This window comes from Bradyrhizobium neotropicale (genome assembly GCF_001641695.1).
In the GTDB taxonomy this organism is placed as follows: Bacteria; Pseudomonadota; Alphaproteobacteria; order Rhizobiales; family Xanthobacteraceae; genus Bradyrhizobium; species Bradyrhizobium neotropicale.
On the sequence record NZ_LSEF01000123.1, the window covers coordinates 59,151 to 76,007 of the forward strand.

General features: G+C 61.1%; 11 protein-coding genes and 2 pseudogenes. 2 read left to right on the plus strand and 11 right to left on the minus strand.

The window, feature by feature from the left end; translation table 11 throughout:
• Window positions 1-8 precede the first annotated feature (8 nt).
• The 9 genes and pseudogenes from AXW67_RS39195 to AXW67_RS39235 form a co-directional block, all read right to left on the minus strand.
• Window positions 9-656 carry a hypothetical protein gene (locus AXW67_RS39195; RefSeq protein WP_145928162.1) on the minus strand — a complete coding sequence of 216 codons (648 nt, stop codon included), beginning with the start codon at window positions 654-656 and terminating at the stop codon, window positions 9-11.
• Between the two features lies 1 nt (window position 657).
• A complete protein-coding gene (locus AXW67_RS39200; RefSeq protein ID WP_145928163.1) occupies window positions 658-3,552 on the minus strand; it encodes a 2Fe-2S iron-sulfur cluster-binding protein in 2,895 nt (964 codons plus the stop codon).
• Window positions 3,549-3,815 carry a sarcosine oxidase subunit delta gene (locus AXW67_RS39205; RefSeq protein ID WP_245315881.1) on the minus strand — a complete coding sequence of 89 codons (267 nt, stop codon included), beginning with the start codon at window positions 3,813-3,815 and terminating at the stop codon, window positions 3,549-3,551. The genes AXW67_RS39200 and AXW67_RS39205 overlap by 4 nt, the downstream gene beginning before the upstream one ends.
• A 19-nt stretch (window positions 3,816-3,834) precedes the next feature.
• On the minus strand, window positions 3,835-5,076 hold the full coding sequence (locus AXW67_RS39210; RefSeq protein WP_063682202.1) for an FAD-dependent oxidoreductase: 1,242 nt from the start codon (window positions 5,074-5,076) through the stop codon (window positions 3,835-3,837).
• Between the two features lie 526 nt (window positions 5,077-5,602).
• Window positions 5,603-5,899: pseudogene (locus tag AXW67_RS39215) on the minus strand (response regulator); the annotation flags it as partial.
• Between the two features lie 89 nt (window positions 5,900-5,988).
• Window positions 5,989-9,045, minus strand: coding sequence for an efflux RND transporter permease subunit (locus AXW67_RS39220; RefSeq protein ID WP_063682203.1), 3,057 nt, complete (start codon window positions 9,043-9,045; stop codon window positions 5,989-5,991).
• 27 nt (window positions 9,046-9,072) lie between these two features.
• Entirely contained in the window at window positions 9,073-10,188 is a 1,116-nt protein-coding gene (locus tag AXW67_RS39225; protein ID WP_063682204.1) for an efflux RND transporter periplasmic adaptor subunit, read from the minus strand.
• Window positions 10,185-11,684 (minus strand): efflux transporter outer membrane subunit, encoded by a 1,500-nt coding sequence (locus AXW67_RS39230; RefSeq protein WP_063682205.1) that lies wholly within the window; start codon window positions 11,682-11,684, stop codon window positions 10,185-10,187. The genes AXW67_RS39225 and AXW67_RS39230 overlap by 4 nt, the downstream gene beginning before the upstream one ends.
• Before the next feature lie 287 nt (window positions 11,685-11,971).
• Window positions 11,972-12,634, minus strand: coding sequence for a TetR/AcrR family transcriptional regulator (locus AXW67_RS39235; RefSeq protein WP_161491342.1), 663 nt, complete (start codon window positions 12,632-12,634; stop codon window positions 11,972-11,974).
• A gap of 248 nt (window positions 12,635-12,882) precedes the next feature.
• Between AXW67_RS39235 and AXW67_RS39240 the strand changes: the two genes are divergently transcribed.
• On the plus strand, window positions 12,883-13,080 hold the full coding sequence (locus tag AXW67_RS39240; protein WP_063682206.1) for a hypothetical protein: 198 nt from the start codon (window positions 12,883-12,885) through the stop codon (window positions 13,078-13,080).
• Between the two features lie 184 nt (window positions 13,081-13,264).
• Here the strand turns inward: AXW67_RS39240 and AXW67_RS39245 are convergent, their stop codons facing one another.
• The gene (locus AXW67_RS39245) at window positions 13,265-14,917 is read right to left on the minus strand and encodes a thiamine pyrophosphate-binding protein (protein ID WP_063682207.1); all 1,653 of its coding nucleotides are present in this window, start codon (window positions 14,915-14,917) and stop codon (window positions 13,265-13,267) included.
• 114 nt (window positions 14,918-15,031) lie between these two features.
• Window positions 15,032-16,126, minus strand: coding sequence for a 3-isopropylmalate dehydrogenase (gene leuB, locus AXW67_RS39250; protein ID WP_063682216.1), 1,095 nt, complete (start codon window positions 16,124-16,126; stop codon window positions 15,032-15,034).
• Here leuB and AXW67_RS41390 point away from each other — a divergent pair.
• Window positions 16,125-16,840, plus strand: a pseudogene (locus AXW67_RS41390) (IS5 family transposase). The gene leuB and the pseudogene AXW67_RS41390 sit on opposite strands and share 2 nt — an antisense overlap.
• Window positions 16,841-16,857: the final 17 nt, after the last annotated feature.

Consider the following 16,857-nt stretch of genomic DNA (forward strand, 5'->3'; position numbering starts at 1 on the left):
CGGCTCAGTTACGCGGCCCCCAGCTCCTTCAGGCTCGACATCATGAAATTTGCCGAGGCCACGTCGAAGAACAAGTCGAAGCCGTGATCATTGGTGCGGTCGGTACGAACGAGTATGCAGTCCAACTGCGCCACGCGAGTCTGGACCACGCTTCGTAGCGGCAATCGATCGGCATTCAGATCGACAGGGCACGTCTTTGCGAGAAAATCCGCCACGTTGGCTCCATGAATGTGGAACCATGCCCAGACCTCTTCTCGCCAGGCATTGAAGCCTTTGCGCTCGCGGCCGTCGGATTCCCATGCCGATCGCAACGCAGCCAGGGATGCCGACTGCCCGACGGATTGAGGGAGGACCAGATAGTCCTCGGCTCCGAGACGAACAAGGTCGAGCTTTCGCGACGCAACCGGAGCAAGCGTGTTAACCGGCTCCGGCAACGCGATCGCCTTGGACCTCAGCCAGTCGCTGGCGCCCTTGCCCTTGATGCCGAAGCGCGCATATCGGGTCAGATCCAAAAGTTCGATTGGTCCTTCGCCATGGCTCTCAGGCACGACTGTCGTACGGATAAGTGTCGTATCGATGGAAGAAAGAACGCCATCGGAGTGCTCAGCATACACGTCGCCGAGCGGCGTCCGTCGACTTGCAGCGAGAAGAGCCATATCAGATTTCCTGCCGCTTGTTTTCGGGATCGAAGAAGTGCGGAGACACAATGCGAGCCCGCAATTGCGCGCCTTTCCGCGTTTTGATCAGCATGGTCCTGCCTTGCTCGGCCAGATCGGCCGGCACGAAGGCCAGACCGATCCATTTCCCCAGTGTCGGCGACAGGCAGGTCGACGTGACATGACCGACCGCCTCGCCCTGCTCTAGGATGAGGCATGCTTCATCCGGCCTGTCCTGCTCCGACGCTGGAAGCTCGAACCCGACCAGGCGGCGCCTGGCAGGAAGACGGCGAAGTAGTTCGGTCGATCTCTTGCCGATGAAGAAGGGCTTCTTCATCGCGAGCGCCCATGCCATCCCCAGCTCGTCTGCGGTGCTGACGGCATCGGTATCCTGACCGATAATGATGTGACCTTTCTCCAGACGCAGGATTCGCGACGCTTCCAGGCCGTAGGGTCGTAGTCCAAGCGGCTTCCCGGCTTCCATAAGAGCATCCCACAAGGCCTCTCCATAGGATTGAGGCGTATGCAGTTCGAAGCTCAGTTCGCCGGAATAGCCAATGCGCATGATGCGGACGGGACAGTTCGCGACCCGGCCGGTGCGCCCGCCCAGGAAGGGCAGTCCTTCGGACGAGACATCCATGCCTCCTGCCGCCTCGAGAACCTGCCGGGCGAGCGGTCCGGTGAGGTTAAAGGCCGCAAAGCCGGCGGTGACGTTGTGGATGTCGACGTCGAGTCCCCATTGAACGTTCTGCCAGCACATGTCGGCATAGATGCGATCCACGCCGCCGGTCGTCGCCGTGACGTAGTAGTGATCCTCCGCCACCCTGAAGGCCACGCCATCATCGATGACCGTTCCCATCTCGTTCAGCGTCAGACAGTACCGGACCCTGCCGACGGGCTGCTTGGCGTAGTTCATCGAACAGAAGCGATCGAGCAGCAACCCGGCGTCCGGTCCGCGCAGCTCGATCTTGCCGAGGGTCGAGACGTCGAGGATGCCGACGCGCTGCCTGACGAGGTTCACCTCGTCGACGATCAGTGCATCGGCGGATCTTTGGTCGCCGTAATACAACGGGCGCCACCACGCGCCCACCGGCGTCATCTTCGCACCGGCCTCGACGTGACGATGATGGACCGACGTGTAGCGATAGCGGCTCTGCTGGATCCCTGCGAGCAGCCCGAGTTTTTCGGGACCGAATGGCGGGCGCGATGTGGTGACGCCGATATCGGCGACCTTGCGCTTGGTGGCATGCGCCACGATGCGAGCCGTGGCGAGAGCCGAATGACGGCCTTGCGACGGCCCCATTCCGACCGTCGAGAAGCGCTTGACGAGCTCGAGCTCGTCATAGCCGGTGCGAACCGCGTTCTCGATGTCCTTGACCTGGAGATCCTCGTCGAAATCGACGAAATCGCGCCCCTTGGAATGTCCGACAAGAGGAAGCTCGAGGCTGCTGAGGCTTCGTTCCTCGTCCTCGGGCACCTCGATTTCACGCGAAGCAAGACCCAGCGTCTGCGCGGCGTTCCCGCCTGCCTTGCGCCCTGCCGCAAGAACGGAGGGAAGGGAGAAATTGCCCGCGACGGATCCCGCCAGCGTCAGATGGGCGGGAGCGTTGGTGAGCGTAAACTGCGCCGTGCCATCGTCGTAGCTCAGTTTCGCACCCGCCTGCAAAGCGAGCTGATAGGTCGGGGTATAGGCGCAGGACACCGACACAAGGTCGCAATCGATCCACTCCGACGTGTCCGCGTCGGCGCGCGTAATCCTCGCGGCCTTGAGATGCTTGTTGCCCGCGGTGCCCGCAGCCTCCGCTATCCCAGCGTTGAGGATGATCCGCACGCCTTTCGTCTCGAGCTGTGCGGCGAATGAGGTGTGTTGCTGCGAGGCTCGGGGATCGACGATCGCCGCCACCTCGACACCAGCCTCCACGAGATCCAGCGCGACCCGGTAGCCATCCCGATTGCCGGCGAAAACCACCGCGCGCCGGCCCGGCTTCACCGCATAGTGTCGCATCAGTCGCTGTACGGCGGATCCCAGCACGATTCCGGGAAGGTCGTTGTTTCGAAATGGGACCGGCTGATCGAGCGAACCGGTGCAAAGGATGACCTCCTTCGCACGAACCTTGTAGAGCCGGTCCGCCGTGATGACCGGAATCCAATTGTCCGCGTACCAGCCGTTCGCGACGGCATTCGTGAAGACCTTGATGCCGGGATGCGCTTTGATCTGCTGCCTCAAATCGCGTAGCAATAACGCGGTCGCCTCCGGCTTGTCGTCGAACCGCGCGTAAGTCAGGGAGCCGCCGAGCTCCGGGTTCTCGTCCACCAGGAGGACGCGCGCGCACGCATCCGCAGCTTCGATCGCGGCCGAAATGCCGGCCGGACCACCACCGACAACCAGGACATCGTAGAACAGGTTCTGCTTTTCATAGCGTGCGCGGGGAGCGGAGGTATCGACTTTGCCAAGACCGGCCTTTTTTCTGATGAGCGGCTCCCAGAGCCGAAGCCAGCTGTTCTTGCCCGGACCAAAAAAAGTCCGGTAGTAGAAGCCAACCGGCATGAACCGTCCGAGCCGATCGAGGAGTGCGTCGCGATCCTTTTCGAGCGACCCGTTCACATTCTGGGCTGTCGCTTCGAGACCCTCGCGGAGAGGATGGACGTCGGCCAGAACGTTGGGCTCCCCGGCGACCTGGACCAGCGTATTGGCGTCCTGCCCCGCCATGGTCATGACGCTTCGCGGCCTGTGATATTTGAACGACCGCGAGATGAGCCACTGCCCCGACGCGACGAGCGCGCTTGCCAAGGTATCGCCGGAGAGCCCGCGAAATGTCCTGCCTTCGAATTTGAAGGTCAGGACCTGGCTTCGATCGATGCGGGTCCCATATGGCAGAGGCAAACGCGGAATCATGACTTGTTCTCGATGCGCGGAAGCTCGCTCGCGCTGTATGTCGCGATGATCTCGTCGGTGACGGTGTGTCGTTCGGCGATGAAGTAGTAATTCGAAGGCGTGTGTCGCCACCACTCGCGAATGATTCCAGCCTTGTTCTCCTGATAAAACAGGTAGTGACACCAGGCCGCATCGCCGACCGATTGCGCGTCGACGGCGTCATGAACCGGCCCAAGGCAAGTGAATTCGCTGATGTTACGTGGCCCGTTCAGCGGGCAATTCATGATTTTCATCGAACAGATCCTAATGGCTTGCCGCCGTAGCACCCATTTCATTGATGAGAGCCATCTTTTCGAAGCGGCCCAGACTGAACGGAAGCAGGATATCCGCGACCCGTTCATTCGCGACGGTGTCGGCAAGGTATTTTCCGGCAACGGGCGTCGCCTTGAAGCCCCAAGTGCCCCAGCCGCAATCGAGCCAATAGTTCTTGAGCGGACTGGCGCCCATGATCGGCGTGTAGTCCGGCGTCATGTCGGTGATGCCGGCCCACTGCCTCAGCAGCTTCACGTTATGGAGGAAGGGGAAGAGCTGCACCGCCCCGTGAGCCAGCTGCTCCTTGAGGTCCAGCGTCGAGCGCGTCGAGATCAATTGATACGGATCCGAACCGCCGCCGATGACGATTTCGCCGCGGGAGGATTGCACGAGATACGTATGCAGATTGGCCGAGGACACCAGCGTATGCAGGAACGGCTTCAGCGGCTGGGTCACCATCGCCTGCAACGGGAAACACCGAATGGGCATGTCGATGCCAGCCAATTTCGCAACGTGCTGGTTGGCGCCGCCCGCGGCCTGGATCACGTGTCCGACGCTCACCGTCCCGCGGCTGGTCCTGATCGCCGACACCTTGTCGCCGGACGTGTCGAAACCGAGCACCTCGGTCCGCTGGTGGATTTCCACGCCTCGCCTGGCGGCCTGCGCCGCGTAGCCCCATGCGACCGCGTCATGCCGCGCCGTGCCGCCGTCCTCGTGCCAGAGGCCGCCGAGGATCTCGTGCTGACCGCCTTCATCCATGTTGAGGTGAGGGCAGATTTCCTTCACCTGTCGCGGATCAACGACCGAAATCCGCGTGCCATGGTGCTTGCCCATCTCGGCGCGCAGATGGAAGGATCGAAGAGTCGCCTCGGAATGCGCGAGCGTGAGCTGGCCACGCTGCGAAAACATGACGTTGAAATTCAACTCATGCGACATGTCTTCGTAAAGCGAGACGGCCTCCTTGTAGAAGCGTATCGATTGATTTGTGATGTAGTTCGAACGAATCGTGGTCGTATTCCGGGCCGTATTGCCTCCGGCAAGATAGCCCTTCTCCAGAACAGCAACGTTTCGGATGCCATGATACTTGGAAAGGTAGTGAGCAGCCGCCAGGCCATGCCCGCCGCCGCCGATTATGACCACATCATAGCGGCGCCTCAGATCCGGCGTAGCAGGAATCTCGCGGTGCGGAACGTAGTCGCGTTTCAGCCCATACTTGAGCAATGTGAGAGGCATAGCGTGGGGCTGCCTTCGTTTAGCATCATGATCGCTTGAGCCTATGCTTCGCCTCCTTCGGCCGGCTCATCAAGAAACGTTATCTGGATCTCTGACCCCGATTATTTTTTGCAAGGGTGCCAGGGCAACGCCAGTTGCGAGCTGGCGCTCGAACCCAAGAGGATATTTTCGGGCTGAGAGCTCTGGCGGGAAGGGAGATCCGACTACGCCGGGTCATCCATGGCACTTAAGCCGCCGTGGACGCTGTGGAATCCACAAGAGAGGCGTTTGCACAACCAATCGATCGCATCAGCTGGCGCGCGCAGGCCGCTTGAATTTGGATGTGTCGCGAACGTTCGGCGATCGACCACCTCCGTCATTCTCGGCAAGCCCTTAAGCGGCAATTCTGCCCCTGTTCGGATAACTTGCAAAACCAGCTCACTCGAGTGCTTAGTGCGTGGCGTCCCCGGGTTCAAAACTGAGGGACGCCTCGCTCACTCATCATTTATGAAACAGCGGCCGCTTAGGCACCGACTGCTCGTCAGGTGACGTAGTCATCAGCTCCCATTTCGAGGTCGACAATTCGATCAATGTCATCGCTCTTCGCTGTGAGGAAGATGATCGGCGTCGAATGAGCGACACGCAGACGCCGGCACAGACTAAGGCCGTCCTCTCCCGGCAGCATGATATCGAGCACGACGACGCGGTTCTGCGCCATATAGCGATCCATCTCGCGGCCATCCGGCGCCAGACCGACCGAGAAGGAATGCCCGCGCAGATCGCGCGCGATCAAATTCCCTGTTTCCTGGTCGTCTTCTACGATGAGGATGGTCTTGGTCGTCATCGCTTCGCTGTTCGTATCGGTACCGGAAAGCTTGCCGACCTCGCCGGCATCGGACCGAAGCGGCCGCGCCCGGAGACCACGCCGCAAACTCAGTTCGTATGTCGGGCCGCGCTTGCCTCGCCACGATGTGCGATGAGCGCGTAGGCGACCGGCACCACGAACAGCGTGAACAGCGTTCCGATCGAAAGGCCGGTGGCGATCACAAGGCCCATATTGTAGCGGGAGACCGCACCCGCGCCGCTCGCCGTGACCAACGGCAGGACGCCGAGCACCATGGCAGCCGTCGTCATCAGAATCGGCCGAAGCCTGATCGTCGCAGCCTCGATGATAGCCGCGGAGCGGCTCTTCCCCTCGGCGCGCAACTCGTTCGCCACCTCGACCATCAGGATGCCGTGCTTGCTGACGAGACCCATCAGAGTGACGAGACCGACCTGAGTGTAGATGTTGATGCTGGCGCCGCCGAGGCCAACGCTGATGAAGATCAGCGCGCCGGCGAGCGACATCGGGACCGAGATCAGGATGATGACGGGATCAACGAAGCTGTTGAAGAGAGCGGCAAGCGCAAGATAGATGATGATCAGCGCGAACAGGAACGTGGCGATGAAGCCACCCGATTCCAGCTCAAGCTGCCGGGAGGCGCCCGCGAAGTCGACCGAGTAGCCGGCCGGAAGGGATTTTGCGAGGCTCTTCAAGGTCGCCAGCGCATCCCCCATCGCGACCCCCGGCATGGCCACGCCGGAAATGGTCGCGGCGTTGATCTGCTGGAAATGGTTGAGGGCCTGCGGAACGGTCCTGTTGTCGAGATGGGCAACCGTCGCCAGCGGCACCATCGTGTTGTTGCTGGTGCGGATCTGGTAGCTCAGGAGTTGCTCGGTCGTCAGGCGGTCGTTCTGGCGGACCTGCGGAATTACCTTGTAGGAGCGGCCGTCGAGGCTGAAATACTCGACGTAGTTCCCGCCCAGCATGGTTGCCAGCGCGCCGCCGAGATCGCTCATCTTCAGTCCAAGGTCGCCGGCTTTGTCACGGTCGAACACCACGGTGCTCTTCGGCTTGTCGATCTTGAGGTCGTTGTCCAGGAAGATGAACTGTCCAGTCTTGAGCGCCTCGGCCATGAAGTTCCGGGCGACCTCGTCCAGCTCGTTGAACGAACCGGTCGTGCCGATCACGAACTGGATCGGCAGACCGTTGCTGCCCGGCAGCGGCGACGGCTGGAAGGCCACCGAGCGCGTGCCGGCAATGCCGTTGAGCAGGCCCTGCAATTCGGGCTGTAGCGTCTTGGTCGTCGCAGTCCGCTTGTCCCAAGGCTTGAGCACCCAGCCGCCGATCGCCTGCGAGGGCGTGTCGATCTGGAAGACCACGCTGGTCTCGGGCCGCTTGGCTATGAGATCGTAGAGCTGCTGGCCATAGAACTGGCGCTGCTCGGCCGTTGCCGAAGGCGCCGAATTGGTCAGCGTCAGCACCACGCCCTGATCTTCGTCCGGGGCGAGCTCGCTCTGGGAATTAGCATAGAGCCAGGGAATCCCGGCGAGCAGCAGCAACGCAAAAACCACCACCACGGATTTGGTGGCGAAGACGGATTCGAGCCGGCGGCGATAGGCGGCGGTCAGCCATTCCAGCACATGGTCGATCCTGCGCACCAGGCGCGCCTCCCAATTTGTGGCATCCCGCTCCGTCCGTCGCAGCAGCCAGGCACAGTTCATCGGGGACAGCGTCAGTGCAATGACCGCCGACACGGTGACCGCGCCCGCCAGCGTGAAGGCGAACTCGGTGAACAAGGCGCCGGTGAGCCCGCCCTGGAAGCCGACCGGGACGTACACCGCGATCAGGACCACAGTCATCGCGAGGATGGGGCTGCCGAGCGCCCGCGCCGACTGGATCGCCGCCTCGACCGGCGTCTCCCCCTGGTCGATCAGGCGATGCACGCTCTCGACCACGATGATGGCATCGTCGACCACGAGCCCGATCGCCAGCACGAGCGCCAGCAGTGTCAGCAGGTTGATCGAAAAGCCCATCAGCAGCATCAGGGCGAAGGTGCCGATCAGCGACAGCGGAATCGCGATCACCGGGATCAGGACCGACCGCCAGGAGCCGAGGAACAGAAAGACGACGATGGTCACGATGACGACCGCCTCGACCAGCGAGTGGACGACCTCGTCGATCGAGCTGTTCACGAACTCGGTCGAATCGTAGAGAATTTCGCTGACGATGCCGTTCGGCAGGTTCGCGTTGATGTCCGGGAGGGCCGCTTTTACCCCCTTGATGACGTCGAGCAGGTTGGCGGTCGGCGCGACCTGGATGCCGAGATAGACGGCGGTCTTGCCGTTGAACTTCGCCGAGCTGTCGTAGTCGTCGTTGCCCAGCGTCACGTTCGCGACGTCCTTCAGGCGGATGATGGCGCCGTTCACCTGCTTGACGACGAGGTTGCGGTACTGCTCCAGCGAATGAAGGTTGGTCGTGGCCGACAGGTCGACCTGGACAAGGCGCCCCCGCGTCGAACCGAGACCGGCGATGTAGTCGTTGCCTGACAGCGCGGTAGAGACATCGCTGGCCGTCAGCCCATAGCCGGCGAGCTTGTCGGCATCGAGCCAGGCACGCAGCGCGAACTTCTTGCCGCCGAGCAGCTCCGCGGTCTGCACGCCCGACACGGCCTGCAGCCTCGGCTGCACCACGCGGGTGAGATAGTCCGTAATCTGGTTGGGAGCCAGTACGTCGCTCGCGAACCCGACATACATCGCGTCGATGGTCTGGCCGACCTTGAGGGTCAGCGTCGGCTGCTGGGTGCCGGTCGGAAGCTGGTTGAGGACCGAGTTGACCTTGGCATTGATCTCCGTCATCGCCTTGCCGGAGTCGTAGTTCAGCCGCAGGTTCACCGTGATGGTGCTGGTGCCGGTGATGCTGCTGGAATTCAGGTAGTCGATGCCGTTGGCCTGGGCGATGGCATTCTCCAGCGGCGTCGTGATGAAGCCGGCGATGATATCGGAATCCGCGCCGGCATAGGCCGTCGTCACCGTGACGATCGCGTTCTGGGTGCGCGGATATTGCAGGATCGACAACGAGGTCATCGACCGCAATCCAAGGACGAGGATCAGCGCGCTGACCACGATGGCCAGCACCGGGCGGCGGATGAAGATGTCCGTGAAACGCATCGTATCTGCTCTTGGCTCGCGCGTCGTTTACTGGTCGGCGACGGTCGGCGCCGCTTCGGCGAGCGGCACGTGGGAATTGTCGATCCTGACCGGGCTGCCGTTACGAAGCTTGATCTGGCCCGCGATCACCACGCTCTCGCCGGACTTGATCCCGTCGGTGACGGCGATGCGGTCGCCCTTTGCCGGCCGGGTCTTGACGAACATCTGCCGCGCAGCGCCCTGCCCGTCATGCAGATGGTCGACGACATAAACGAGGTCGCCGTAGGCGTTGTTGACGATCGCGGTGAGCGGAACGGTGACGATGTCTTCGGGCTTGCCGGTGTCGATCTCGGCCTTGGCGAACATGCCCGGCAGCAATCGCGCAGGATTGTTTGCGATCGTCGCGCGGACCTGAATGTTGCGGCTGCCGCTATCGACCTTGGCGTTGATCGCCGAGACACGACCCATGAAGCGCTCACCGGGAAAAGCATCGACCGTCGCGGTGACGTCCTGCCCGATGTTGATCGAGGCCAACGCCTGCTGGGGCAGGTAGAAATCAACGTAGATCGGATCGAGGCTCTGCAAGGTGACGATGGTGGTGCCGGCGCTCAGGAACTGGCCGATGTCGACGGCTCGGATTCCGAGCCTGCCGGCGAACGGCGCCCTGAGTGTTTTCTGCTCGACGATCGCCTTCTGCTGCTCGACCAGAGCCCTGGCGTTCTTCAGACTGGCTCGGTCGCTGTCGAGCGTGGCCTGGCTGACCGCGTTGAACTTGATCTGCTCCTCGTCGCGCTTGAGCACGATCGCGTAGTTCTCGGCGGTGGCCTGCAGCGACTGTAATTTGGCGGCGTCGTCGGTCGCCACCAGCTGGAGCAGAGGCTGTCCCTCCGCGACCTCGTCTCCGGAGTTGAACTGGATGCGCTGCACGATCCCGGAAGCCTGGAGCGCCAGATCGGCGCCGTTCACGGCGCGCAGCGAGGCGACTGATGAAAGCGTCGATCGCCACGGCGCGGTTGACGCAACCACGGTGGAGACGGTCTGCGGCGGATTCGCCATGGCACCGATCGCCTTCCGGATCATCACGTCCTTGAAGGTCTGGAAGCCATAGAGGCCGCCGAACAGAACGGCCATCACGGCCAGCATGATCGTCATGCGCTTGGTCATCGCACCGCTTCCTGGGTTGAACGGTTGGGACCGGCGAAATAGCCGGGATCGACGCGGGGCGAGGCATCGGCCGTCAGATCGGCCCTGTTCCACCAGCCGCCGCCGAGTGCCTGGAACAGCGCCGCGGTGTCCGAGAAGCGCGCGGCTTGCGCCTTGATGCGCGTGATGCGCGCATTGAGGTAGGATTGCTGGGCGGTGATGACGTTGGCGTAGGGAACCGCACCGGTCTTGAACTGCTCGATCGACATGGACAGGCTGTCCGATGCGGCCTTCTCGGCCTCGGCTTGCGCCTTCAGTGTCGCCGCGTCGAACTGGATCGCGCGCAGCGAATCCGCGACGTTCTGGAAAGCTGACATCACCGTGCTCTTGTAGGCCGCCATGTTCTGCTCGAAGAGCGCAACATCGGCCTCCTTGGTGTGATAGAGCGTGCCGCCGTCGATCAGCTTCTGCGTGACGGAGGACGTTGCGTCCCAGGCGATGGTGCCCGGCGAAAACAGCTTGCCCGTCCCACTTGCGCCGTAGCTGCCCGAGAGCGTGACCTGCGGGAGAAGATTTGCGACACCGACGCCGACGGTCGCGGTCGCCTGGTGCAGCGTCGCCTCGGCCTGACGGATGTCCGGTCGCTGGCGGACCAGCTCCGACGGCAAGGTCACCGGCAGCCGACTCGGCAGGCGCAGCTCGGCAAGGGTTACATGCTCGCCGCGGTCTTCGCTCGGCAACCGCCCGAGATAGGCCATCAGTTGATTGCGCTGCTGCGCCAATTGTTTCTGGAGCGGAGGCAACGTCGCCCTGGCCTGCGCGAGGGTCGACTCCTGTGCCAGCACGTCGGACTTGGAGACGGCGCCGATCTCGAACTGGTGCTGGATGCGCGCGAGCTGATCCGTCTCGGCCTTGACGATGTCCTCGGTCGCGGAGATCTGGTCGCGCAGCGAGGCGTCGGTGATCGCGGCCGTGATGACGTTGGCGGTCAGCGCCAAATAGGTCGCCTCCAGCTTGAACGCCTGGTAGTCAGCCTGCGCCTCGAGCGCTTCGACCTGCCGGCGCGTGCCGCCCCAGAGATCGAGCGCATAGGACACGCTGACCGACGTATTGAAGAGCTTGTAGAGCGGCGCCTGCTCACGCGCCGCTGAGCCAGTTCCGCTCACTTGGGGAAACAAGGCTCCCTGCTCGGCGAGCACGTTCTCGCGGGCGGCTCGCAGGGCGAATTCGGCGGATTGGATGTCCGGATGATTGCGAACCGCTTCGTCGACGAATCCCGTCAGCTTCCGCGAGCGGAAAAGTGTCCACCAGACGCCCGAGACGTCGCTTCCGGGCGAGAAGGATTGCGAGTTGCCACTTGGCGTCCTGGTGCTCTCTGTCGAGGCGAGTTGAGGCTCACGCGTGTAGCGACTCGCGGCCGGAGCGTCGGGCGTGACGAAATTCGGCCCGACCGCACAAGAGGCGAGTAGAAAAGCCGGCACGGCGACGCTGGCCGAAAAACCGGCGCACCTGACCATCGACGCACGAATACGGCGTTCGGCCCGTGGTCTCGCGAAATTCCCCTGGCTTCTCAAAACGATACTCTTTTCGCCCCAATAATAGAACCGTACGGTTCGGTACCGATAATGTCGACGATCCGCCCTTGTCAAATAACCGTACCGTGAAGTTCTATTTCTGGGTTGAAACACGAGACGACAGACCGCCGCCCCGGACGACGGCGACGCCGTATCGGGGCGGAGAATCATTCCGCGGCTTCAGGGTGTGGAGATATATGGCGTTCGACGACGACGAGCAGTGCCGCTGGCTATCGAACGGCCTCGCCGCTCCGGCAGGCTGTCAGGAAGAACGAAACGCTCTCCGCCACATGCGTGCGAATCTGCGGTCTCAGCGACTTGGGATCTTCGCCCATCACCGCCCGCAGCAGTAGCGGCGCAACCACGAGATCGAGGAAGAATTGGGCGGTTCTGGTCAAACGCTCCGGCGCAAAGGCGGCATACAGGGTCACATCCTGCAAGATGGTGGCGGCGTGATGCGTGCCGCGCTCGCGCATCATCCGTCCGACCTTGGCTAGGTCGGGGAAACGACGCGCTTCGGCAGCAGCCAGTCGCATGAAAGCGATGCTGTCGGGGGCGAGCACGTGCTTGAGTATCTCACTTGCCAGAGCCGTGAGGCGCTCCTCGATTGTATCGCCCAGCGATGACGCGTTCTCGTATCCCTGCCGCACCTTCTCCGAGTTGCGGATCGCGATCGCAGCGAACAGGGCCTCCTTGGTGGGGAAGCGCGCATAGATAGTACCCTTGCTCGCATGGGCAAGGCCCGCGATCTCCGCGACACTGACGCCGGCGAGGCCACGCGCCAGGAATAGCTCACGCGCAGCATTGAGGATCCGCTCGTCGACTTCGGCAGCCAGTTCCTTCGGGGGACGGCCGGCGCGGACTGCTCTCTGGGGGGCCTTGGCCCTTGGCACCTTCTCTATTCCCTCTCCTCGATGACGTTGGCGCGGACGGGACTCATGGAGCAAAAAAGATCCGTGCTGCACAAGGGTTTAACGGACAATTCGAACGAAGTAAATAGTACCGAATGGTACCGATACATTGAATGCCATGCGACGATATATTGCGTCCCGTTGCCGTCACACTCACGCAGAGCGTTCGGCCAGCAATAGCGCGATCTTGCGGCGTCCGTCGTCCGCATGACCGTGGGTAGCTTCTTCACGTGAACGGCACCGAGCTCAGGCCATTTTCACGCGAGATCATGGAGGGCGGATACCGCGCGGCCTTCTCGCTCTACGCCGAAGAGGCTGAGAAGAATCCCGAATTCCGCAAGATCTACGGCGAATGGCTGAAATTTCGCGAAGACATCGTTCAGGGTGGCCGAAGCAAGCTTCGAGTCCAGACTGTACAATCTGTATAAGACATGAGCGGACGCCCCCCTTCTCTCGATCGCCGGGGTCACCGATCCGGTCTCCAGATAACCGCTATCGCTAAGTTCTACTGGTGCATCTCGGCACGCCGGCTTTTCCCGCGACGCTATTCCGCACGACGTTCGACTGGACGAGGGCCGGTGGACAAGATACAGCCTTTGACGATCATAGGTCTTAGTGACCAGCTGGCGGCTGACGATCCGGGTCGAGCTTGAGGTCAATTAGGAGCGGCTTATCTCTTGTCTTAATTGCCTCGGCTACAGCCAGCAGATCGTTTTCGGTCCTTACCGTCAGACCCTTCCCGCCAAGCACGTTCGCTACCGAGGCAAAATCCGGCCAATCGAAAATCGACAGATTGGGATCCAAGTCCTTCGCGCGAAACTGGATATGCTCAGCTCCATAGCTTCCATCATTGCAAACTACGACGATCAAATCGAGTTTATATCGAACGGCAGTATTGAATTCGGCCATTCCCCCTAGCATGAATCCGCCGTCGCCCGAAAACAAGACCACAGGCCTGCTCTGCACGGCCTTCGCTACACCGATTGCCTGCGACATTCCTAGACCAACCGCTCCAAAGTGACTTGGAAGCATGAACGAGTGAACGTTTGGCGCGTCAATCAATCGAAACACAGAAAGGGCAAACCGGCCAACATCCGTTACGAGAAAGCGGTTCTCGGGAAGAAGTTTGTTAAACTCCAAGAGAGCGGTGGTGAGGTCGATTGTACCGTCGGAGCTCTTGTAGTTGCCTAACCTCTCCCCAGGCGAATAATTCCGCAGCCTAAGCTTTATGTCCTCATTGCGGAAACCAGAACTAGGAATCTCCGCCTCATCCAACCAGTGTAAAATGGTTTCGGCAACGAGAGCCGTGTCACCGACCAGTCCCGCGTCAGGAGAGGCGTAATTGCCGACCTCCGCTTGCTCATCACAAACTTGAATGACACGCTTGCCCTTCAGGAACGCACCGCGTGATGTCGTATATTTGTTGAGACTCGCTCCAAAGGCGATGATGCAGTCTGCTTCCATTATTAGGTCGACGGCAACAGGTGTACTCAACGTGCCAAAGAGACCAATATTGTAATCTTGATCCCGGAATAAGTCCTTGCCCTTGAGTGATGTGGCTAGTAGAGCCCCCGTCCGCTCGGCAAGACGCAGAATTGCCAATCTAGCCTCGGGGCTGGATGCCCCATAGCCTGCCAAGACGATCGGCCTTTTTGAGGCAGCGATTATGCCAATTGCATTGTCAAGATCAGAGCTGGTTGGAACGAGGCCGCGCTTTTCTGAAACCTTGAAGCGAACAGGACTGTAAGTGACGTCAACTTGCTGCATATCAATGGGCATGTTGAGGACAATCGGGCGACGCTCAACCATCGCCCGTCGCAATGCTATTGGTACATCGTGCGCCACGGTCCTCGCCGAACGGAGCTGCTCGAAGCCGGCGCCCGTCGCAACTATGATATCGCGTTGAGGTATATCTTGAATATTTTCACGATCCTCAGCTGCTGTGTCGCCACACATCACAACGATTGGAACGCGGCCCTTCACTGCCTCCACCAAGGTCGTACAGACATTGGTGAGCCCTGGACCATGAGTAACAGTTGCGACCCCAATCCTCCCCGAAGCATTCGCATACCCAATCGCCATCGAGGCGGCGTTCGCCTCGTTGGTAGCCGCAATGTAGTGGCCACCGTACTCCCGGATGAAACTGTCGACGAAGAATAAGTTGGCGTCGCCTATCAGGCCGAAGATCGTGTCCACGCCATTGTCGATAAGCGCCTTCGCAAGAGCGGAGTGCCCCTTAATCAGTTTATTTTCCAACTCCGCCACCTCTATATCCGGCCGTCTCCAACGTCACCAGCTCAGGCTACTCGCTGTAGCCATTGCTTGTGAGACAGAACGGCACGATCCACCAAATTCACGCGCGCGGCCTTCGGTTTATGATCAGTTCAAGAGTGATGCCAACTTTGATGCCACGGCATCCCCCATCTCTTCCGTCGAGATATGCTTGCTGCCGATTGCTATGTCGATCGTGCGCGCACCGGATTCAAGCGCCTCGGAAACGGCGCGTTCGACCAGATCCGCTTCTTTGGGCATGCTGAGCGAGAAGCGAAGCATCATGGCGACACTCAGGATCGAGCCGATCGGATTTGCCAGGCCCTTGCCTGCGATGTCCGGAGCGCTGCCGTGCACGGGCTCGTAGAGGGCTCCGCGCCGTCCGTCGTCGCGAGTGATCCCGAGGGAGGCTGATGGCAGCATTCCCAGGGAGCCGGTGACCATCGCGGCAGAATCCGAGAGAATATCGCCAAACAGATTGTCGGTGAGGAGCACGTCGAACTGTGCGGGCGCTCGCACCAATTGCATCGCGCAATTGTCGACGAGCATATGGGTCAACTCCACATCGGGGTATTGAGCATCGTGAATCGCCTGAACTTCTTCACGCCAGAGCTGGCCGGCCTCCATCACGTTTTCCTTCGCAACGGAGCACACTCGTCCCTTTCGCGTACGCGCAATATCGAATGCGAAGCGCGCAATACGCTGAATTTGCGAAGACGTGTAAACATGGGTGTTGACGCCGCGCCGTTCGCCGCCCGGAAGCATTTCGACACCTCGCGGTTCACCAAAATAGATGCCACCAAGAAGCTCGCGCACGATAATCAAGTCAACGCCTTTGAGCACACGCGGTTTGAGCGACGATGCCTCGTAGAGCGCAGGCAAGGTTCGGATCGGCCGCAGATTGACGAAGACACCGAGGCTGCGACGCACCGCAAGCAAGCTGTCCGTCTTATGTAACTCGGGGGGTAAGGGATAGGATGTGCCGCCGATTGCACCAAACAGAACGGCGTCGGCTTCGGCCATGGCAACGCGTGTCGGCTCGGGCCACATCCGGCCGCGCTTTTCATAGGCCTCGATGCCGTAGGCGGTGTGGACTCTAAGGATTCCCTTTTGAGAGCAAATCAGATTCAAGGCTTCTTTTTGGGAGGCGGCCTTGGGTGTGATGGATCGTTTGGTGTTGAGCGACGCGGCCTGGGAGCGCATGGCGCCGCTGATCATAGGCCGGCCCGACCAGAAGGGTTCGACCGGGCGGGACAACCGGATGTTCGTGGAAGGTGTGCTCTGGATCGTGCGTACAGGCTCTCCCTGGCGCGACCTTCCGGAGGCGTTCGGAGACTGGAACAGCGTATTCCGGCGCTTCAGTCGATGGAGCATCAAGGGTGTTTGGTGGCGGATCTTCGAGGCGATGTCTGATGATCCAGACTTCGAATATCTGATCGTCGATTCCACCATCGTCCGGGCGCATCAGCACGCCGCCGGGGCGAAAAAAGGGGGTCTGAAGATCAGGCGCTTGGCCGCTCGCGCGGCGGCCTGAGCACGAAGATACATATGGCCGTTCGCGGCTTGGGGTGTCCTGTACGGTTCACGCTCACCGCAGGCCAGAAGGGCGATGCACCACAGGCCGCCGCATTGATCGAGGGACTGCCGGCCGAGGTCGTCATCGCCGATACAGCCTATGACGCCGATCATTTGCGCCAAGACATCGCCGCCAAAAAGGCGCTCGCCGTCATCCCCAACAACCCGTCACGCGCCCTCAAATATCCGCTCGACAAACATCTCTATGCCCAGCGCCATCTCGTGGAATGCTGCTTCTCCAAACTCAAGCAGTTCCGCCGCGTCGCTACCCGCTTCGAAAAGACCGCCCGAAATTACCGAGCCGTCGTCACTCTCGCTGCCATCGTCCTATGGATGCGATAAGTGTCCACACCGCCTAG